The 19,435-nt window shown below is 41.5% G+C and carries 23 protein-coding genes; 13 read left to right on the top strand and 10 right to left on the bottom strand.

Features of this window, described 5'->3' with window-relative positions; translation table 11 throughout:
* Nucleotides 1–48: 48 nt before the first annotated feature.
* Nucleotides 49–537, bottom strand: coding sequence for a hypothetical protein (locus CCS90_RS06155; protein WP_099018595.1), 489 nt, complete (start codon nucleotides 535–537; stop codon nucleotides 49–51).
* A gap of 168 nt (nucleotides 538–705) precedes the next feature.
* On the opposite strand from CCS90_RS06155, the gene CCS90_RS06150 reads away from it, so the two are divergent.
* From CCS90_RS06150 to CCS90_RS06135, 4 genes are read left to right on the top strand one after another with little or no spacing between them, the layout of a single operon-like run.
* The gene (locus CCS90_RS06150) at nucleotides 706–1,308 is read left to right on the top strand and encodes a sigma-70 family RNA polymerase sigma factor (protein ID WP_162846828.1); all 603 of its coding nucleotides are present in this window, start codon (nucleotides 706–708) and stop codon (nucleotides 1,306–1,308) included.
* The gene (locus tag CCS90_RS06145) at nucleotides 1,301–1,654 is read left to right on the top strand and encodes a hypothetical protein (RefSeq protein WP_099018593.1); all 354 of its coding nucleotides are present in this window, start codon (nucleotides 1,301–1,303) and stop codon (nucleotides 1,652–1,654) included. Before CCS90_RS06150 ends, CCS90_RS06145 begins: the two co-directional genes overlap by 8 nt.
* Nucleotides 1,651–1,923, top strand: coding sequence for a hypothetical protein (locus CCS90_RS06140; protein ID WP_099018592.1), 273 nt, complete (start codon nucleotides 1,651–1,653; stop codon nucleotides 1,921–1,923). The genes CCS90_RS06145 and CCS90_RS06140 overlap by 4 nt, the downstream gene beginning before the upstream one ends.
* Nucleotides 1,898–2,350 carry a DUF3106 domain-containing protein gene (locus tag CCS90_RS06135; protein ID WP_099018591.1) on the top strand — a complete coding sequence of 151 codons (453 nt, stop codon included), beginning with the start codon at nucleotides 1,898–1,900 and terminating at the stop codon, nucleotides 2,348–2,350. Before CCS90_RS06140 ends, CCS90_RS06135 begins: the two co-directional genes overlap by 26 nt.
* A gap of 32 nt (nucleotides 2,351–2,382) precedes the next feature.
* Here CCS90_RS06135 and CCS90_RS06130 read toward each other — a convergent pair whose 3' ends face one another.
* Both CCS90_RS06130 and ylqF read right to left on the bottom strand, forming a co-directional pair.
* Nucleotides 2,383–3,030 carry an RluA family pseudouridine synthase gene (locus tag CCS90_RS06130; RefSeq protein ID WP_211337037.1) on the bottom strand — a complete coding sequence of 216 codons (648 nt, stop codon included), beginning with the start codon at nucleotides 3,028–3,030 and terminating at the stop codon, nucleotides 2,383–2,385.
* Nucleotides 3,027–3,947: a ribosome biogenesis GTPase YlqF gene (gene ylqF, locus CCS90_RS06125; RefSeq protein WP_099018590.1), complete on the bottom strand. Its 921-nt coding sequence runs from the start codon at nucleotides 3,945–3,947 to the stop codon at nucleotides 3,027–3,029. The genes CCS90_RS06130 and ylqF overlap by 4 nt, the downstream gene beginning before the upstream one ends.
* Nucleotides 3,948–4,062: 115 nt before the next feature.
* Between ylqF and htpG the strand changes: the two genes are divergently transcribed.
* Nucleotides 4,063–5,955, top strand: a complete 1,893-nt coding sequence (gene htpG / locus CCS90_RS06120; protein ID WP_099018589.1) for a molecular chaperone HtpG — start codon at nucleotides 4,063–4,065, stop codon at nucleotides 5,953–5,955.
* Between the two features lie 206 nt (nucleotides 5,956–6,161).
* Here the strand turns inward: htpG and CCS90_RS06115 are convergent, their stop codons facing one another.
* From CCS90_RS06115 to CCS90_RS06105, 3 genes are all read right to left on the bottom strand, one after another.
* Nucleotides 6,162–6,362 carry a DUF3185 family protein gene (locus tag CCS90_RS06115; RefSeq protein ID WP_099018588.1) on the bottom strand — a complete coding sequence of 67 codons (201 nt, stop codon included), beginning with the start codon at nucleotides 6,360–6,362 and terminating at the stop codon, nucleotides 6,162–6,164.
* Nucleotides 6,363–6,425: 63 nt separating this feature from the next.
* Nucleotides 6,426–6,908: an MgtC/SapB family protein gene (locus CCS90_RS06110; protein ID WP_099018587.1), complete on the bottom strand. Its 483-nt coding sequence runs from the start codon at nucleotides 6,906–6,908 to the stop codon at nucleotides 6,426–6,428.
* Nucleotides 6,909–6,963: 55 nt separating this feature from the next.
* Nucleotides 6,964–7,404, bottom strand: a complete 441-nt coding sequence (locus CCS90_RS06105; protein ID WP_099018586.1) for a hemerythrin domain-containing protein — start codon at nucleotides 7,402–7,404, stop codon at nucleotides 6,964–6,966.
* Nucleotides 7,405–7,539: 135 nt separating this feature from the next.
* Between CCS90_RS06105 and CCS90_RS06100 the strand changes: the two genes are divergently transcribed.
* The 3 genes from CCS90_RS06100 to CCS90_RS06090 are packed head-to-tail and all read left to right on the top strand — an operon-like array spanning nucleotide 7,540 to nucleotide 10,767.
* Nucleotides 7,540–8,961, top strand: a complete 1,422-nt coding sequence (locus tag CCS90_RS06100; RefSeq protein WP_099018585.1) for an MBOAT family O-acyltransferase — start codon at nucleotides 7,540–7,542, stop codon at nucleotides 8,959–8,961.
* Nucleotides 8,936–10,045 carry a hypothetical protein gene (locus CCS90_RS06095; RefSeq protein ID WP_099018584.1) on the top strand — a complete coding sequence of 370 codons (1,110 nt, stop codon included), beginning with the start codon at nucleotides 8,936–8,938 and terminating at the stop codon, nucleotides 10,043–10,045. The genes CCS90_RS06100 and CCS90_RS06095 overlap by 26 nt, the downstream gene beginning before the upstream one ends.
* A 41-nt stretch (nucleotides 10,046–10,086) precedes the next feature.
* Nucleotides 10,087–10,767, top strand: a complete 681-nt coding sequence (locus CCS90_RS06090; protein ID WP_099018583.1) for a class I SAM-dependent DNA methyltransferase — start codon at nucleotides 10,087–10,089, stop codon at nucleotides 10,765–10,767.
* Here the strand turns inward: CCS90_RS06090 and cls are convergent.
* Nucleotides 10,762–12,228 (bottom strand): cardiolipin synthase, encoded by a 1,467-nt coding sequence (gene cls / locus CCS90_RS06085; RefSeq protein ID WP_099018582.1) that lies wholly within the window; start codon nucleotides 12,226–12,228, stop codon nucleotides 10,762–10,764. The genes CCS90_RS06090 and cls overlap by 6 nt on opposite strands.
* A 142-nt stretch (nucleotides 12,229–12,370) precedes the next feature.
* Here cls and CCS90_RS06080 point away from each other — a divergent pair, with 142 nt between their 5' ends.
* Nucleotides 12,371–13,333 carry a serine/threonine protein kinase gene (locus tag CCS90_RS06080; protein WP_099018581.1) on the top strand — a complete coding sequence of 321 codons (963 nt, stop codon included), beginning with the start codon at nucleotides 12,371–12,373 and terminating at the stop codon, nucleotides 13,331–13,333.
* Between the two features lie 4 nt (nucleotides 13,334–13,337).
* Here the strand turns inward: CCS90_RS06080 and CCS90_RS06075 are convergent, their stop codons facing one another.
* Nucleotides 13,338–13,964, bottom strand: coding sequence for a 2OG-Fe(II) oxygenase (locus tag CCS90_RS06075; protein ID WP_099018580.1), 627 nt, complete (start codon nucleotides 13,962–13,964; stop codon nucleotides 13,338–13,340).
* A gap of 140 nt (nucleotides 13,965–14,104) precedes the next feature.
* On the opposite strand from CCS90_RS06075, the gene CCS90_RS06070 reads away from it, so the two are divergent.
* Together CCS90_RS06070 and CCS90_RS06065 are read left to right on the top strand one after the other, a co-directional pair.
* Nucleotides 14,105–14,410, top strand: coding sequence for a hypothetical protein (locus tag CCS90_RS06070; protein WP_099018579.1), 306 nt, complete (start codon nucleotides 14,105–14,107; stop codon nucleotides 14,408–14,410).
* Between the two features lie 123 nt (nucleotides 14,411–14,533).
* Nucleotides 14,534–16,327, top strand: coding sequence for a M61 family metallopeptidase (locus CCS90_RS06065; RefSeq protein WP_099018578.1), 1,794 nt, complete (start codon nucleotides 14,534–14,536; stop codon nucleotides 16,325–16,327).
* A gap of 31 nt (nucleotides 16,328–16,358) precedes the next feature.
* On the opposite strand, the gene CCS90_RS06060 is transcribed toward CCS90_RS06065, so the two are convergent.
* Nucleotides 16,359–17,006: an SRPBCC family protein gene (locus CCS90_RS06060; protein WP_099018577.1), complete on the bottom strand. Its 648-nt coding sequence runs from the start codon at nucleotides 17,004–17,006 to the stop codon at nucleotides 16,359–16,361.
* Between the two features lie 41 nt (nucleotides 17,007–17,047).
* Here CCS90_RS06060 and CCS90_RS06055 point away from each other — a divergent pair, with 41 nt between their 5' ends.
* On the top strand, nucleotides 17,048–17,683 hold the full coding sequence (locus tag CCS90_RS06055) for a deoxynucleoside kinase (RefSeq protein ID WP_099018576.1): 636 nt from the start codon (nucleotides 17,048–17,050) through the stop codon (nucleotides 17,681–17,683).
* 30 nt (nucleotides 17,684–17,713) lie between these two features.
* A complete protein-coding gene (locus CCS90_RS06050; RefSeq protein ID WP_099018575.1) occupies nucleotides 17,714–18,562 on the top strand; it encodes a DUF368 domain-containing protein in 849 nt (282 codons plus the stop codon).
* A 71-nt stretch (nucleotides 18,563–18,633) separates the two neighbouring features.
* On the opposite strand, the gene CCS90_RS06045 is transcribed toward CCS90_RS06050, so the two are convergent.
* Complete coding sequence (locus tag CCS90_RS06045; RefSeq protein WP_099018574.1) at nucleotides 18,634–19,299, bottom strand: hypothetical protein; 666 nt, start codon at nucleotides 19,297–19,299, stop codon at nucleotides 18,634–18,636.
* Nucleotides 19,300–19,435: the final 136 nt, after the last annotated feature.

Here is a 19,435-nt window from a genome sequence, read left to right as displayed (position 1 = left end):
ATGTGCTTGGTTTTTTTTGATGAGCAATCTCTTATTGATTTAAAATCATCATCTTCTGGTTAACCAAAACACTCGGCGTAATACTGCTGCCAACAAGTCAGGCAGCTCGTTGGCATCAATGGTTTCATCATTGACCGAGACGGTTCCAACCAATGAGACCTCTCCTTCACTGATTGAAACCACCAGATTCTCAAAAGACACCCTCAAAGTGGATTCAGCCCTTTGTAAATTGAATTCACCATCAGAAATGGTTGTTAACAGACCTTCGCTGCGAGTCACCGACGTGGCAATGACACCCGTTAATGTAGGATCACTGTCAGCTATACCAGGATGAAATTGATTGAATTCAGTCAACGAGGTGCCCGTAAATACACCATCATCTATGCGGCCACTTTTGGTCACAGTGTATGAACCGCTGAAATCATCAACAACAGTAGTCATCCGAGTGATATCAAAACCAGCCATGGCTGACGAAGCGATAAAGAATGTGACCAATAAGCCAATGTTTGACACGTAGGGTGGAATTTTAAATTTCATAAGTATCTCCAATAATTGTTGTTTCTGTAAATTAATTTGACTGCAAACAGTGCAGATACCCATTCCAACGAACAATCAGCCATTCGGTTGACATAAAAAAAATATGGGTGACTGTCAACCATCTGTTTATTAAACCGTTGTATGATTAAAGCAACAGAAAGAAAACCAATGGATATCGCATTAAACATCAATTTCAACCAAAGCTATCATCGTGAGGGGCTCGATAAACAAGCAGCTGAAATGACGACTCAATCCCTTAACAACCAATTAGATGCCTTTCTGCGTACGCAACAAAATCAAGCTTATACCATTGCATTGATGAGCGTGCGGCAAGAATCTGATGCCATGGATGTTATTCAAGAAACCATGATGTCTTTTGTTAATGCTTACAAACACAAACCACAAAACAATTGGAAACCCTTGTTTTATCGCATTTTGCAAAACAAAATCAATGACCACCACCGCAAACAAAAAAGTTGGCTGCGCCACTTCTTTTCGAGCAAGGACAGCGAAGCGCTGACAGCACAACATGCCAGTCAACAACCTTCGCCTTTATCGGTAATCAAGACACAAGAAACAGGCCATGAAATGATTGCACTCATAAAAAAATTACCCGAAAAACAGCAACAAGTGGTGTTGTACCGCCACTGGCAACAAATGACCGTCGAAGAAACGGCGTCGATCATGCAAATCAGTGCAGGCAGTGTCAAAACCCATTTGTTTCGTGCCACCAAAAAACTCAAGCAAGCCCTAGGAAATCCTGATGACTGAAGACCCCATCAACAAACAAATCAAACAATCTTTGGATGCTCAGGCCGATTCTATCGACCGACAAACCCAAGTCAAACTCAATGAGCTGCGGCATGCTGCCATCAAGCATCCACAGACCAATCAATTCAACAGATTTCAATGGTCATTGGTTGGCATCGCAGCCACCACGGTGATGGTTATCAGCCTCATGCTGATACTGCCGAAACAACAAACCGACCACATAGACGATTCGTTTATGTTTGAAGACTTGGAATTACTGGCCAATGAAGCCGACACAGATTTTTATCAAGACATTGACTTTTTGAGTTGGCTCGATGAAAACCAATGGTTGGAATCAGACATATGAATTGGCTCATAGGATTGTTGCTGGTGGTTGACACAAAAGAACAATTAGATTTACCTGAAACCACTGCAACACCAAACAATATTGAGCACAGTATTGAGACGGAGGTGACTCCACCCGACATCGAACTATTGATGTTTCTGGCTGAATGGGAAGCTGAGGATGGTGAACAATGGCTCGACCCTGACCTGTTTTCTCATGACGATGAGTTCAATCAACAACTGGATAAAATAAAGGCAACTGACAATGAAAAAGATCCTGATAATCATTAATCTATTATGCACCTGGCATGTTCACGCCATTGAATGGGATGCATTGGATCCTCAACAACAACAGACCTTGGCCCCTTTCAAGGCAGAATGGCCTCAGCTATCCGTACAACAGAAAGAAAAATTGGCCAAAGGGGCCTCACGATGGCAAAACCTTAACAAGCAACAGCGGGCCTTGGCTCTCAACCGTTTAAATCAATGGAAGGCATTGAGCCCAGCTGAACGAAAAAAAGTTCGCAAAAGGTACCAGTCTTTTCAAAAAATGGATCCACAGCAAAGAAAAAAATTGTGGCAACTACACCAAAGATTTAAGCAGCTGTCACCTGAACAAAAGCAAAAGCTGCGCAAAAAATACAAGCAACTGACTCCTGCACAAAAACGGAAATTTAAGCAACGTCAACTCAATCGAAATAAAAATCGGCAAAGATGACTTTGGATTCATCAATCAGGTGTATTTTTACTTCAGAATGTGGCAGGTTCATTGAAGGACATCACACTACCGATTCCAGGATGGGTAAACTGAAGTGTTTGGCTGTGTAAATGCAACCTGTCATAGTCAAACAATGCATGGCCACTGGCATAAAGTTGATCACCCACTATCGCATGTCCTATGTGTAACATGTGAACCCGCAATTGGTGAGACCTGCCAGTCACTGGTTTCAATGAAACCAAAGTGGTTTGAGCTTCTCTGCTGATCACTGTCCATTGGGTTAAAGCCTGCTTACCATGCTCAAAGTCAACGATTTGCTTGGGACGATTGGGCCAATCACAGATCAGCGGTGCTGCAATTTCACCACTGTCATCAACTAAATGACCAGAAACCCTGGCAATGTATTGCTTGCCGATTTGGCGTTGTTCAAATTGTCGGCTGATGGCCACATGGCTGGGCTTATTCAAGGCCATCACAATCAAACCTGATGTTTCCATGTCTAATCGATGAACCGTGGTGGCCGTTGGAAATTGTTGCTGCGCTCGACTTTGCAATGAATCCTTATGCATGGCTTGGCGACCTGGCACCGATAGCAATCCAGAGGGTTTATTCAATACCAACACATCTTCATCTTGATGCACCACATCTAAATAGGGATCCATCGGCGGCTGGTAGTTCATCTTTTTCCTTTGAACTGGGCCTTTCTTTCAGCATCTTTGGCGGCTTTAATTGCCAATAAACGATCGACTTCCTTAAGTTCACTTCGCATCATTTCTGGTGTTTCTAAAGTGATTCGGCCCAGCACACCGGTTCTGAACTCATTCAAAAACAAACTGGAAATTCGCGTTAAATCAACACGACCTCCAGACTTAAGGGCACCACGCTGTTGACCAATTTTAACCAGCAAGTCATAAGGCTCCTGAGGCATTTCATCAATCTCATACCTTGCTGCAATGGTTTGCTGGTAGGCCGCAAGTACATATTCGGCCAAAAAGAAGGCTTTGTCTTCAGCTTCAACAATATTGTCTTTGATACCACCGGTGACGGCCAGTCGGTAAGCACTGTTTTGATTATCAAATCTTGGCCACAAAACGCCAGGCGTGTCATGCAAAATCACATTCCCAGGCAATTTAATTCTTTGCTGCCTTTTGGTAACGGCCGCTTCGTTGCCAGTTTTGGCAATGGTGCGATCAGCCATGATATTGATGATCGTTGACTTACCCACATTGGGGATGCCCATGATCATCACTTGTATGGGCTTCTTGTTGACTTCACGTTGCGGAAACCAGTTCAAGCACCATTGAGGTATTTGTTTAATCAAAGAATGATCTGAGGTGTTAACCGCATAAGCTTTTACTGTTTGGTCTTGTTGTAATTCATCCACCCAATCTTGGTTTAACTTTTCATCGGCTAAATCAGATTTATTCAACAGTTTAATACAGGGTGTTTGACCCCTTAATTTTTGTAACAAGGGATTTTGCGAACTGTAAGGTAAACGCGCATCGAGTACTTCAATCACCAAATCGACTTCGGGCAACAGTTGTTTAATTTCTTTTTGGGCTTTGTGCATGTGCCCAGGGAACCAGTTGATGCTCATTTAATTAGCTTTGACATAAAACCGACCTATTTTAACTGACATTGGCCTTAATAACTTGAATTCTCTGTTAACACCCCTATTTTGCTGTCATCTTAATTATCACTATTTATTCATTATGACAAATACAGCTGAAAAATTTGAATTTCAAGCAGAAGTGAATCAGGTTTTGGACCTGGTGATTCACTCGCTTTACTCCAACAAAGAGATTTTTCTGAGAGAATTGATCTCTAATGCCTCGGACGCTTGTGATAAATTGCGTTTCGAAGCGATTAAAAATCCTGCCTTATTGGCCGAAGACCTCAACATAAAAGTTGATTTTGACAGTGAAGCCAAAACCGTTACCATCACCGACAACGGCATTGGGATGACCCGTGATGAAGTGATTGCTAACATTGGTACCATCGCCAACTCAGGCACCAAAAAGTACCTTGAATCAATTGCCAAGAAAGACCGTGATGACGCCAACCTCATTGGTCAATTCGGCGTTGGCTTTTATGCCTCTTTCATTGTGGCTGACGAAGTTGAAATCAGAACCCTAAAAGCGGGTGAGCCGGCTGATCAAGCCATCTCCTGGAAATCCGATGGCAAAAGTGCATACACGCTTGAAAGCATTGGCAAAACCACCCAAGGCACTGAAATCATTTTGCACTTGCGTGACGAAGAAAGCGAATTTGCAGACAACTTCAGGCTACGCAGCTTAATCAAAAAATATTCAGAACATGTGGCTTTCCCCATCAAAATGTTGGAAGTCACCTACCCTGAAAAAGACGACGATGGCAATGAAATACCAGCCAAAACACCAGAATACGAAGTGGTCAATGATGCCACAGCCTTGTGGAAAAAAGCCCCCTCTGACATCAAAGACGAAGATTACCAAGCTTTCTACAAACAAATTTCAAATGACTTCAGTGACGCGGCTTTTTGGACGCACAATCACATAGAAGGTACACAAAGTTACAGCAACTTATTGTATGTACCCAGCAAATCACCTTTTGCCATGTATCAAAACCCAGAAGATCGTGAAGGGTTAAAATTGTTCATCAAGCGAGTATTCATTATGGATGCCGCCAAAGAATTATTACCTAATTACTTGCGATTTGTAAAAGGTGTGGTTGATTCAAATGATTTGCCATTGAACGTATCGCGTGAAATCTTACAAGACAACCCATTGTTACAAAAAATCAAATCTGGGTTGGTCAAACGTGTTTTGGGCTTATTGAAAAAGAAAGCCTTAGACACCGATGTTTATGCGACATTCTGGAAGGAATTTGGCGACACTTTGAAAGAAGGTGTGGTTGAAGATTTCGCTAACCGCGAGGCGGTTTTGAAATTATTGCGGTTCGCTTCCACAGAAAACAAGGATGCCACAGAAAATGTCACTTTAGAAGATTACATCAGTCGCATGAAAGATGGCCAGGACAAGATTTACTACATCACAGGTGAGTCTTATGAAGCCGTTAAAAATTCTCCGCACTTAGAGCTGTTTAAAAAAGAAGGTGTAGAAGTTTTATTGATGCACAGTCGAATTGATGAATGGATGATGGGACATGTGCAAGAATTTGAAGGCAAAAAATTCCAATCAGTGGCCAAAGGTAAATTGGATTTGGGCCAAGAAGATAAAAAAGAAAAAGAGCCTTCTGAAGCCGACAAATCATTTTTAGAAAAAATCCAAACTCACTTAAAAGACCATGTCAGTGAAGTCACCGCTTCAACTCGTTTGGTTGATTCGGCCAGTTGTTTGGTCATGGACGAACATGCCATGGCAATCCACATGCAAAAATTGATGGAACAGGCTGGCCAAGCGATGCCCGGTCAATTACCCGCATTGGAGATCAACCTGGATCACCCATTGGTGCAACACATTGAACACATTGACAATGAAGCGCACTTTAAACAATGGTCAGAGTTGTTGTTCGAACAAGCCTTGTTGGCAGAGGGTGGACAATTGAAAAATCCTGCAGATTACGTGCAAAAGATGAATAAACTGATGCTCGATATCTTGAAATGATTTTTCACCACAACTGGTATGAAAAAGGCACATCTGATGTGCCTTTTTTGCTTTTCAGCTGAAAACAGTGTCAATTGTTTCCTGCAATTGCTGAAGCAATGTATTTCCTATCAGTCATCTTCAAGTTCTTTGCAGCTGGTAGTGACGGCACAAAAAAACCCTGTTTGTCAGACAAACAGGGCCTTATACTCAATGAAACGATCGGTCTATTTTTTTAATAGCATCACCAGACCCAATACCGCTGCTATACCACCACCTATTAAATAATACATGGTTTCATCACTGTATTTTCCAGTGACAGACTCAGCCAGTTGCTCCATCGGTGCTTCTGTCGCATTGATTCCAAAATAAACCAAAACGCCACCCAAAACCAACAATGCAATACCAATAATTTTATTCGTTTTCATAAACACTTCTCCTCTTTCAATTATCAAAAATTTTCAGTTAAAAATACTGAGCCCATTAAAGGCTCATCGTTCAAGATCGTCTTTGTTATCCGTCACTACTTTCTTTGCCTCATAACCTATTCTGAGGATCAAAAAATTCAGTGCCGCTATCAACAAAGCAATTTCAAATCTTTGCCAGGCCACGGCCATGCCAATGGCACCTGTGTTCCAAATACTGGCGGCATTAGCCAAACCAGTTACTTTTGATTCATCTTTGGCCTTAATAATGGCGCCACCACCTATGAAACCTATGCCAGTCACAATACCTGCCATAAACTTTCCCATTCCCTCAGTTCCACCCAAAACATCCAATGCCAATAAGGTGTATGAACAAGTGGCCACAGCCACCAAGGGATAAGTCCTGATACCTGCACTGTTGGATTTGGTCTCTCTGTTGTAAGCTATAGGCAATGTTAATGACAAGGCCACCAAAATCAAACTGAAATGCTTAAACACCAAAGATAGATTGATGTATTCAGTAAGATCAATTCCAAAAATATCAGTCATAAAAGTTCAGCAAATCAATAAAGTATACATACATTATATGTGAATTCGTCAATATTTACCCTGTTCTGGCCTGCAACATGGCTGATAAGTATTCATCACCCAATTGTTGTGCGCGGTCATCACTTAATATTTTTTGCGCCACGGGGAAATAGTCCTGTTCTTCTTCAGCCAAATGATGATTGACTTTATGTCCCAAATCTTTGGCATATTTCAACCATGTTGGAGAACTGTATTCGGTTTGTTCCAATTGCTTGACCAACTCATCTATTTCATGGTGTTCTGCAATTGCATGCCTGGCTGATTCTTGGGTGCTGTCCAACTTAATCAGTGGCACATAAAAATACCTTTCCTCTGCATCGGCATGTGCGCTCAACTCTTTTTTTAGATCTGCAAAAATTTGTTTCCGTTCGTCCGATTCACCACTGGTTGCCAGCAACTGATCGACCAATTGTCGCTGGATGTGATGATCTTGTTCAATCGATTTAAAAATTTTCATACATTAACTCCTGTTAATTAATCTAATAATGGCCGCATATTAGATGATGGGCAATCAATCTTCCGTGAAAATCCTGTGATATAATTTATTGACAATAATAAAAAATAAGTTGTATCAATTGGGGGGGGGATCACCATGTTATTTAATTCTTTGACGTTCATCGTCTTCTTTGCCATTGTGTTGTTTTTACACCATTTACCTTTTTCTTGGCGCGTCAAAAAGTCCAACTTACTGATTGCCAGTTATTTATTCTACGCTGCATGGAATCCGCCTTTCATTGTATTGGTTTGGATTTCAACCATCATAGATTGGAAAGTGGCTCATAAAATCCATCAAACTGAACATAAAACCACTCGAAAAATGCTGTTACTGATCAGTATTTTAGTCAACCTGGGTATTTTGGCTTACTTTAAATACGGTGATTTTTTACTGCAAAATTGGCAGTCTTTGATGGCCAGTTTTGGGGTGGATTACCAAGTTCCAGAATGGAGCATCATCTTACCAGTTGGTATCTCCTTTTATACCTTCCAAACCATGGCTTATTCATTGGATGTCTATTTCAAGCGCGCGAAACCCAGTAAAAGCTTTCTGGATTTCGCCCTGTTTGTCACCTTCTTCCCACAACTGGTGGCCGGGCCAATTGTCCGTCCCACTCATTTATTGCCTCAATTTGAAAAAGAGCGCAAAGCCTCTCGAAACATGTTGATATGGGGCTTGGGCCTAATCACCTTGGGCTTGTTTCAAAAGGTTGTCATTGCCGATGGTATTCTTGCAAGTATTTCCGATGATGTTTATGGAGCCAGAGGCGCTGTTTCTTTCATCGATGCTTGGTTAGGCACTTTCGCTTTTGCGGGACAAATATTTTCTGATTTTGCGGGTTATTCAACCACAGCCATTGGGGTGGCATTAACCCTTGGGTTTTCTTTACCCAGTAACTTTAATTACCCATATGCTGCCATTGGGTTTTCTGACTTCTGGCGCAGGTGGCATATCTCTTTATCAACCTGGTTGCGAGACTATTTATATATACCTTTGGGCGGTAACCAAAAAGGCGCCATCAGAACATATATCAACTTGATGCTGACCATGTTGATAGGTGGCCTTTGGCATGGAGCCAGTTGGACTTTTGTGGTTTGGGGTGGTTTACATGGTTTGTATTTGTCGATTGAAAGGCTGATGAAAAGGACTTGGGGCAATGTCAACTGGGTTAAAAGGCGACTGGTACAAATTCTGCTGGCACTGTTGACTTATCTTTTGATTAACATCACTTGGGTGTTCTTTCGCGCGCAATCATTCCCACAAGCCTTTGGTATGGTTAAATCCATGCTGGGTTTTAACCCCGAAGGCAAGGCTGTCTTGGCCACCATCAACATCATTTTAGTCAGTGTGGTCACCTTGGGCATGGTCATTGTCCATTGGCGAATGCGAAGCACTTCATTAGAAGCCGTGGTAGAAAAAACGCCATGGCCAGTATTAGGTACCCTATGGGGACTGATGCTGTTTTTAATCATCATTACACAGGGGAGCGGCGATGCCTTCATCTATTTCCAATTCTGAGATTGAATCAAAAGACTATTATTACCACGAGAACAGACCCATTCCTGATATTCATTGGAAGCCGGCCATGTTTTTGGCATTTTTATTGATGACCCTCGGATTGATTGCCTGGGAGTACAATGCCCGGGTTATTTGGGGTTATGAGCCTGAAGCCTATATAGATAACAACGGATTGTGGGCCATCCAAAGAAGACTCATTGATCAAGGCAATGAAAATACGGTGGCCATCATCGGTGCCAGTCGCATCTTGTTTGATTTTGACCTAGACACCTATGAGTCAATGACCGGAACCAGGCCCATTCAACTGGCATTGGCAGGAACCAATCCGCGGCCCATATTGGCAGATTTGGCCAAGGATGAAGACTTCAAAGGTTTACTCTATGTGGGTATCACACCAGGCAGTTTTTTCAGGAATGGTGGCGGCATATCAGCTGAAGCGCCTGAGTATTATGCTAAAGAAAGCCCAACACAGTGGATGAGCCAACAAATCAGTATGTTAATTGAGCCCCATTTGGCTTTTTATGACTTGGCAAACTGGCCACTGTTCACCTTAATCGAACGCATTGAATTACCCAATCGAGAGGGGGTGTTTGATCCGAGGATGGGCGTTTGGGAGTTATCTCAAACTTCCAAAGATCGCAACACCAAAATGTTTTGGAAAGTAGAAGATGATATGGAATATCAACACAAAGCACAAATGACATGGCGCGGATTTATGGAAATGGGAGACAAAAGAGGGCCAAGTGAATTTGACTTGGATCAATACTTGGCTGGCGTAATCAAGGACGTGGATTCGATCAGAGCGAGGGGCGGCGATGTCATATTCATTCGCCTACCATCCAGTGGTGATTACCGCCCTCGTGAAAATCGCTTGCAGCCACGAGCAGAATACTGGGAGCGTTTACTTAAAGACACACAATCCATCGGAGTTCATTTTGAAGACCATGAAACATTACAAGGATTCCGCATCCCTGAATGGTCACATCTACACTCTGAGGATGCCCCCAAATTCACCGCTGCATTGATTCCTCTCATCAATGAAAAATTAATCGAAGCCGGCAAACCTGGTATTCTGCAACCATGAATCAATGATACATTTATTAGACATTTGAGCCTAATTAACCGATGGATAAATACCAACAAACCATTGAAACATTCGATGCTGTGGCCGAACAGTACTGGCAGAACTTTAAAGACTTTAAACTTTATCAACCTAGCTATGATTGGTTTTGTGATTATTTGCCACAACACCCACCCCAAAACCAGGTTGATTTATTGGAAATTGCTTGTGGACCTGGAAATGTCAGTCACTATTTATTGAAAAAAAATCCAAGCATAAAACTTTGTGGCATTGATTTAGCGCCTAAGATGGTCGCTCTGGCAAAGAAACACAATCCTCAAGCCCAATACAGCCTATTGGATTGCCGGCAGATTCTGTCATTGAATCAGACTTTCGATGCCATCATGTGTGGATTTTGTATTCCGTATATTTCAGAACATGATTACCAAACATTGATCCAAGACATGGCGGCAATGCTCAACCCATCAGGTGTACTCTATCTAAGCACCACCATAGGTTCGCAATCTGAAGAAGGGTTCAAAGGATCAAGTTCAGCAAATGGTGCTGTCTACGTCCATTATCATGCCCTTGATGACATCTTAAACTGCTTAACCCATCATGGCTTGCAGATAATAGGCCACAAAAACTTAATTCACCGACACAATGAGCAAAGCACAGAGGATGTTTTTATTTTGGCAAAAAAGCTGCAAGACTCCACAATCTCAACAGAGCAAGTAAGGTCATAAAATAGGTGAAATCAACCTGGCTACTTTTTCAGTGAATATCTTGAATGCCGACCTTTTTTTCCATGTTTTGTAGTCAAGCTGAGTCGAATCATTCATGTCTTGAGTAAATGATTTCCTCAGTTGTTCAGCAAAGTCATTGTCATAAATAAGCACATTGACTTCAAAATTCAATTCAAAACTGCGCTCATCGAAATTGGCCGTTCCCATGATGCTTAAAAATCCATCGACAACCATGGTCTTCACATGAACAAAGCCTTTGGTGTATTGGTAAAATTCGATGCCTGTTTGCAACAATTCAAAATAATACGATTGTGAGGCTTTATTCACCACCCAGGAATCAGACTGACGGGGGACCAAAATTTTGACCGACACGCCACTGATCACAGCAATCTTTAACGCTTTGATCAATGAAGGGTTGGGAATAAAATATGGGGTTGTAATAAGTATTTCAGATTTTGCTGAATGTATGGCCTGTAAAATAGAAAATAAAATGGTGGGCTGGGGAGAGTCAGGGCCACTGGAAACCACTTGCAACATTTTATTGTCTGCTGCTGGCAAATCTTTATAATGTGGCAGCAATGCTTCCTCAATTTCGATGTCTTGCCCGGTACAAAAATTCCAATCATTAAGGAATATATTTTGTAAGTATGAAACACCCTGACCTTCAATCTTTAAATGCGAGTCTCGCCAAAACAAGCCATTGGGTTCTACATCTTCCTTATTGACATACTCATCCCCGACATTGATCCCTCCCAAATAAGCAATTTCACCATCAATGATGACGATTTTTCGATGATTCCTATAGTTCAGTCTTTCGGTGAATGCAAATAAGTTAATTTCAGCAAACGGCCACGCTTCAATGCCATATGACCTCATCCGTTGTAACACCGAATTATTTAAACCCAAGCAGCCGTAATCATCATAAATAAACCGCACTTCAACACCGGCTTTGGCACGTTCGATGAGCAAACTCACCAATTGACCTCCGATGTCATCAAATTTAAAAATATAATACTCTAAATGAATGGTTTGCTTGGCTTGGCTGATGTCTTTAAATAACTGAGGGAATTTTTGTTCACCATTTTCTAGCAAGGTTAATTTATTTTTTATGGTTAATCGACTGCTGGCATCTCGGTAAACCATTTTTGTAAGGCCATGAAATTGTTTCAATTGATCCTTGTGCTGCTGAATGACCTCCCGTGATTCGGTGGCAAACTTGGCTTGGTAGGCTTCTAATGACTTTTGGTTGGCCGACAACTTTTGTTCGAACATTTTTCGTTTGCGGCGTTTAACGCCAAAGATAAAATACAAAATCACACCCACTACTGGAAAAATATAGACCGTGAACAACCAAGCCGAAGCCCTGGAGCTGATGGTGTATTGGTGGATGATTTGTAAGGTGACGTAAATCAATATGACCCAATAGGCATAATAGACAATAGACAACCAAGTAATAGACATGCCGTTTTAACTCAATAAATATAAATCTTAATTATTATAGATTAAGAATGAATTTCTCGTGGACAGTATTCAAAATTACCGAGACATTACATTAGGCTCGAATAGTTGATGTTGCTTTGACATACTTTGATACAATGCGAAAATGGACCAACCCAGCCCCCACCCTTTTGACACCCTCAGACCTGAAAAGATATTAGACGCTCTTGAATCACAGGGTTATTTAATTGATGGCAGGGTCAGCCCTTTGAACAGTTTTGAAAACCGAGTTTATCAATTGGGCATTGAAGACAGCCAACCGATCATTGCAAAATTTTATCGACCCGAAAGATGGACTGAAGCACAAATCCAAGAAGAACATGACTTTTGTTTTGAAATCGAAGACCATGACATTCCGGTGGTCACACCCTTAAAAAATGACAATGGCAACAGTTTGTTTGATTATGAAGGATTCAAATTTGCATTGTTCCCGCGCAAAGGCGGTTATGCACCCGAATTAGACCACGAAAACAATTTAGCCATCATGGGCAGAACACTGGCCAGGTTGCACAACGTAGGTGCTCAGCGCCCATTTAAATTTCGACCCGCGCTGAATGTGCAAACTTTTGGGCAAGATTCCATAGATTTTGTGGCCGAGCACTTTATTCCTTTTGAGCACAAGTCCGCCTATTTAACCGTCACGAAAAACATCATACAAATCGCTACCGATAAATTACATGATGCAACCCATATACGAGTTCATGGCGACTTACACATTGGCAACATCTTGTTACGTGATGACATTCCTAATCTGGTTGATTTTGATGATTCAAGGTCAGCCCCAGCAATCCAAGATATTTGGATGCTGTTATCAGGCGATCTTCATGAACAACACATTCAATTGCAGAAAATCATTCAAGCCTACAGTCAATTCAGAGATTTTCCACACAAGGAATTATCGATGATTGAATCATTGCGCACATTGCGCATGATTCACCACACAGCCTGGCTAGCCAGGCGTTGGGAAGATCCCGCATTTGCACCTGCTTTCCCTTGGTTTGATACCCATCAATTTTGGGCACAACATGTGGCAGACCTCAATCAACAATTATTGGCATTACAAAGTTAACAACTTATAAAACATCTGCGGGGGTATTGACTCGGAACCAACCCGTTAAGCTGTACCTTGAACGCTTGGCGGGCAAAACTTCATGCGGAAAATCTTCACTGAGAAAAACAACCAAAGTACCATACTTGGGCGAAACCTTCATAAACGGCGCTTCATCACCCTCATGGTACAACAACAATTCACCACCGTCTCCATTTTGCCAATCCTTGTTTAAATAAAGTACGCTGCTTATTTTGCGATTACTGCCCGTTTTAAAAGCATCCACGTGTTTCTGATAAAAGGCGCCTTCAGGGTAATGAGCAAACATACACTCATATTCAAACAAACCCAAAAAAAAGCGTTTATTTAAAGCCAAGCGCAACTGTTCAACCCAAGTAAAATACTGCTGAGTTTCAAGTAAGTCTTCATCCAACCACAGGATGCGATCACTGCGAATGGACTTGTCAGTCTGAAAATCATTTTCACGACCAATGCCTGCCAATTTAAAACCATCTGGGTCTAGCGCCATCAGTTGATTCAATAAAGCTTCAGTCAAATCAGCAGGAAATGTATCAGCAATCACTGCAAAACCATTGAGTGCAATTTCATCACCAATGGCATCAATCAACAATTCATTATTCAGCACAGTCATCACAAGACATCCAGTAAACAAAGATCACTTATCCAAACGTCCCTGACGCAGAATTCAGCTATTTAATCGTATAAAAACAACATCAATCCAATACTGGCTTAATTGACAACCACCTACTCGCCTATGATATGCTTTTAAGCATGAATACACCATTAAATTGTGATGCCCAAGACATGTTAGAAGCGGCCATTGTGCAACGTCGACGCTTGAACATTACACATCAAGAAATTGCAGGCGAATTGGCAACCTATAAAAAGGTATTGCCTATCGATATAACCACAAGTAACGGGGAAGAAAAACTGACCATTTTAACCACGGATAATCAGGGAGGCATCTTAAAACTGGCACTCCTGACCAATGGCATTCTCTCCTTTGAAGCCAAGGACTTCAAAGACCCAAGAATTCATTACAACAAGCGTACTGCTGCTTCATGTGACCTTAAATAAAGCGTTACACTATAGCTGCGCTTGCTTGTATTTAGAATAATTTGTACACCAGCTAAAAGCCGAAAACGCTATTCAAACCAAGGTTCATTGGTTAGAATCAGTTTTTTTTAATCCTTTCATCACATGCGATTTTTACTTTTATGGCTGTTATTATTAGCAACCAACCTTTCCATAGCTTCAACCACGACACCCATACAATACCATTTCACTCCCACCGATGCTGCACACCACTTGGCCCATGTGTCGATAACTTTTCCAAACGTAACCAGTAAAACTTTTCAAGTTAAGTTGCCTGTTTGGCGCTCTGGTCGTTATGAGATTTTAGATTTAAGTAAAGCCGTCAGCTCTTTCTACGCGCAAGACCTGCATGGCCAAGCCATTCAATGGGAAAAATCAGACAAAAACAGCTGGAAATTGTTTTTGAATCACCCAGGGCCTGTCACCATTGGTTATCAAATCTATGCGAATACATTAAAACAGCGGGTGATACACATCGACTCGACCCATGCCTTTTTAGATGCCAGTGGTGTATTTATGTTCTCACCAGCCTTCCGTGACCATCCTTTGACAGTGTCATTAGATGTACCCAATCATTGGCAATCAAGATCCGGTATGGAAAAATCCTCAAGTCACCAGTTTGTTGCTGACAACTATGACCAATTGGTGGATTCTCCGATTGAAACTGGGGTTCATGAATTTTTGTCATTTCAACTTGATCAGCAAAACTATGAAATCGTAATCTGGGGAGAAGGCAATCACGACATTGCCGATATCAAAACAAAGGTATCATTGTTACATCACGAAGCCAAAAAGATATGGGAAACTTTTCCATATAAACGTTATGTCTATATCTTTCATGCAGGTGATCAATTAAGGGGGGCTACTGAACACGTCAATTCAACCATCATCCAACAAAATCGGTTCAACTTTAAACCTCGAAAGCCCTATTTAAAAGTATTGTCAACGACTGCACATGAATTGATTCATACTTGGAATGTTAAAGCCTACAGACCAGCTGGCATAGCACCCTATGATTATTCAAAAGAAAACTATTCTGACTTGTTTTGGATGGCTGAAGGCATCACCAGTTACTACGATGACTTGTTTTTGTTGCGTGCCGGTATTTTCAAACCCAAAGAATACTTCGCTCAAATGGCAGAACACATGAAAAATCACTTAGACAATCCTGGTCGAAAAGTGGAATCATTGGCCCAATCCAGCTTCGATACCTGGCTGAAAGACGATGCCCAACAAAGCCACAATGCAGCAGTCAGTATATACCTCGAAGGCAACATGGTTGCGTGGCGACTGGATCAAGAAATTCGCTCACTCACTGACAATCAATATGGCCTTGATCAATTACAAAAATTACTTTATCAACGCCATCACAATACCAACCAAGGTTATCACAAACAAGATGTACTGAATTTGCTGGAAGAAATAACTGGTCACAATATGAACGCATTCTGGCAGGCCTATGTTGAAGGGACTCAAGCCATAGATTTTGATCAGCTGCTGTTTTTTTATGGCTTACAAAAAACACCCAAGGAGCCGTCAGCAGACGCTGCTTGGATAGGCGCGAATTTAAATATTGAAGGTGAATTTGTTGGCATCAAAACTGTAGATTCTGACAGCCCTGCTTGGCATGCAGGTTTAACCATGGGAGACCAATTGTTATCGATCAATGGCATTAAATTAAGTCCAGACAATGTCAAAATTCGTCTGAAACAATTAACCATTGGCACCTCGTATGAAATTCATTATTTCAGTGCCGGACGCTTGCGCACCACCACCATTACACCTGTTGACACCCCCAATCCTGATTTTTTCATTGAGCCGGTAGACAAACCAGATCGCCAACAAAAAGCCAGGTTCAAGTCATGGGCAGGACAGGATTTAGTGCCGCGTAAAAAATGAGCCTCAATAGATGAATCTAATCAGTAGATAATCATTCTTCAGTTGACATCTTTTGATACTTTTCAGGCAACACTTTTTGTTCTATATATGGCGATTGATTGAGCATCTCTCGCATGTTTTTCAAGGTGCGGAAAGTGACATCTCGGTTGTATTTATTGACCCCTGATTTTAATTTAATCCCTGGGTCCATATACAATTCATAAGTCACCAACAACTGATTCTGATCAATTGGCGTTAACAACCAACTGGCATTGAAATCATCAATCCGGACATAATCATCATTGGGTTTAAACTGTGGTTGTCCTGTCAGTTGAATCAGCCATTGTTGTTGCTCTGATAAAAACGTCACTTCAATGTCAAAAACCACATCACGATCACTGAACCACAAGGGGCCCTTAAAAACCATGTGTACCCATTCATTTTCTCGTTTGGCCTCCAAACAACCATATATCCATTGTTGACAAACTGTTAAATCACGTAACAGAGCAAACACTGTGGCAGGCTGAGCAGTCACCTGAAATTCTCCCTTGGTGTGAAGTAAATGATATTGATCATGCTTTTGTTGTTGGAAAACTTGAATCCCTTCGTCATCTATTTTCAACTGCCAATTTTCTGCCAACAAGGCATTGCTGAGCAGAATACAGCCACCCAATACCATTGTTTTAATAAGTTGTTTCATTTGACTTCATCTTAGCCTACTTTTAAGCATAAAATACCCTCATGGGCGAACAAAAAATCATAGGCATAGCTGGCAATATAGGCGCAGGAAAAACTTCACTGGTTGAGTTTTTAACCAGTACTTACCAAATAACTCCCTTTTATGAACCGAATGACAACAACCCATATTTGGCAGATTTTTATCAGGACATGAAACGGTGGGCTTTCCATTCACAGCTGTACTTCCTGAGTTCCAAATTCAAAATCCACCAACAAGTCGAACAAACTCCTGGTGTGGTGATTCAAGATCGCACCATTTTTGAAGACGTTGAAATATTTGCCACCGCCTTACACCAAATCCGCAAAATCAACAAGCGTGATTGGCTTACCTATTTGAGCTTTTATGAAAGCATCCAACAAGCCATCAAACCACCTGACTTGATGATATACCTTAAATGCTCCATCCGCACCACCCGCAAACGAATCAGGTTGCGCGGGCGCAAGATGGAACAAGACATGCCTTTAAGTTATTTGAAGCGATTGGAAAAACTGTATCAAAGCTGGATTGCCAATTACAACAAAAGTAAGGTGCTGGTGATAGAAACCGATCGTTTGGATTATGTGAATGATTTGATTGATCAAATTGAATTGATGCAAAGTATTGAAGCATTGTTACCCAAAGGATTGGAAAGAAATTGATTATCCCAACCAAAACAGGAATAGATTGAAATGAATTATTTGATGATTTATCTAAAAGGCATGCTGATGGGCTTTGCTGATTTGGTGCCTGGCGTATCAGGTGGCACCATGGCTTTGATTACCGGTATTTATCAACGATTAATCAATGCCATCGCAGCGATCAACATCAAGGCTTTCAAGTTGGTTTTAATAGGTCAAATCAACCATGCATGGCGACAAATTGATGGCTGGTTCTTATTGGCCGTTTTCCTCGGCATGATCAGCTCAATCTTCTTATTTGCCAGTCTCATTAAATACTTATTGACCAACCACTCGATACTGACATGGTCATTTTTCTTTGGCCTGATCGTCAGTTCTGCAGTGTTGCTGATCGGCAACAACCTCACCAAAAATGGCTTGAATTGGCTGCTTTTGGTTTTGGGCGTTGTTGTTGGTTATATCCTCAGCACCCAAAGCATCGGTGGCATGCCTGAAGGTTTATTGGGCATTTTAATTGCCGGTATGATCGCCATCAGCGCCATGATTTTACCAGGCATTTCTGGTTCATTGATCTTAATTCTGCTGGGTAAATACCAAAGCATACTCGGTGCGGTTGAAAACAGAGAATGGACGATTTTATTGGTTTTTGCTGCAGGATGTCTGATTGGTTTGATGGTTTTTTCAAGACTACTTAAATGGCTATTGGCTCATTTCTACCAAGCAACCATTTATGCCTTGGCCGGCTTGATGCTGGGAACCTTGTTTAAAGTTTGGCCGTGGAAATCAGCCACTGGCAATGTATCACCCTTTGACCATGCACAACCTCAGTTGATTTATGCCATGTGTTTGATGATTATGGCGACTGTGTTTGTCTATATCATTTCACGGGTAAAAAAGTAAATGTTTCAAACAAAAAAAGCCTGAATCAATTCAGGCTTTTAAATTCGACTTTAATGTTCTTAATGTTCTGTTTATGACTTTCTGAAATACCAAAACCCAACCAACATGCTTGATAACAACAGCAGCAAAACAGATAAATTTGATGTGGCTGGAACAGCAGGCACTACAGAAGGTGTACCTCTCATAGAAACCAATATCATGTTGTCTCCAGGAGTACACAGTTCAAAAAAGAAACAACCGCTAGGAACCACACTTCCACCTTGAACGGCATCAGAGTAATTGTTGCTTTGTGGTGGGCCAATCACGTCATTGGCAAACAAATTAAAATCACCAGCACTGCCACCTTGTACCGTACCCCAAGGATCATCATCTGTCGGTTGGCCGACCAGTTCGCCATTGAAATTAAGGGTGCCACCATTGGTGAATAAAATGATTTCTTCATAATCAGCCAATCCATAAACGCCATTAGACGTTTGCGAGCCCGTTACCGTGAACTCCAGATCCAAAACAGCTGGCCCAGGAATTTGGTAACTGCCGTCTGGAACACCTTCGGGTGTAGTTGCACCAGCACCACCGTCTGCTGGCGTGGGATTGACCAGCAAGTTTTCTTCAAAAACCACATAACCTTCCGCTCTGGCTCCATTACCGGAATCTTCAAAAATAAAATCAAAGCGAATCGGCGCAGCATGGACAGCTGAAGCTCCGATCATCAATATACACAAAGCAAAATTTTTCATAGCTAATCTCAATTTTAATAATCTAGAACACATTATACACATAAATAACTGATATCGAAGATAATTTCAGCATTAACATCCTGCCACACTTATCAACATCACATTTTATTTAATTCTACTGCAATTCTTTCCACGT

Source organism: Marinicella litoralis, from assembly GCF_002591915.1.
GTDB lineage: Bacteria > Pseudomonadota > Gammaproteobacteria > Xanthomonadales > Marinicellaceae > Marinicella > Marinicella litoralis.
The sequence above is the reverse complement of the archived record's forward strand: the minus strand, read 5'-3'. Positions and strand labels throughout refer to the sequence as shown.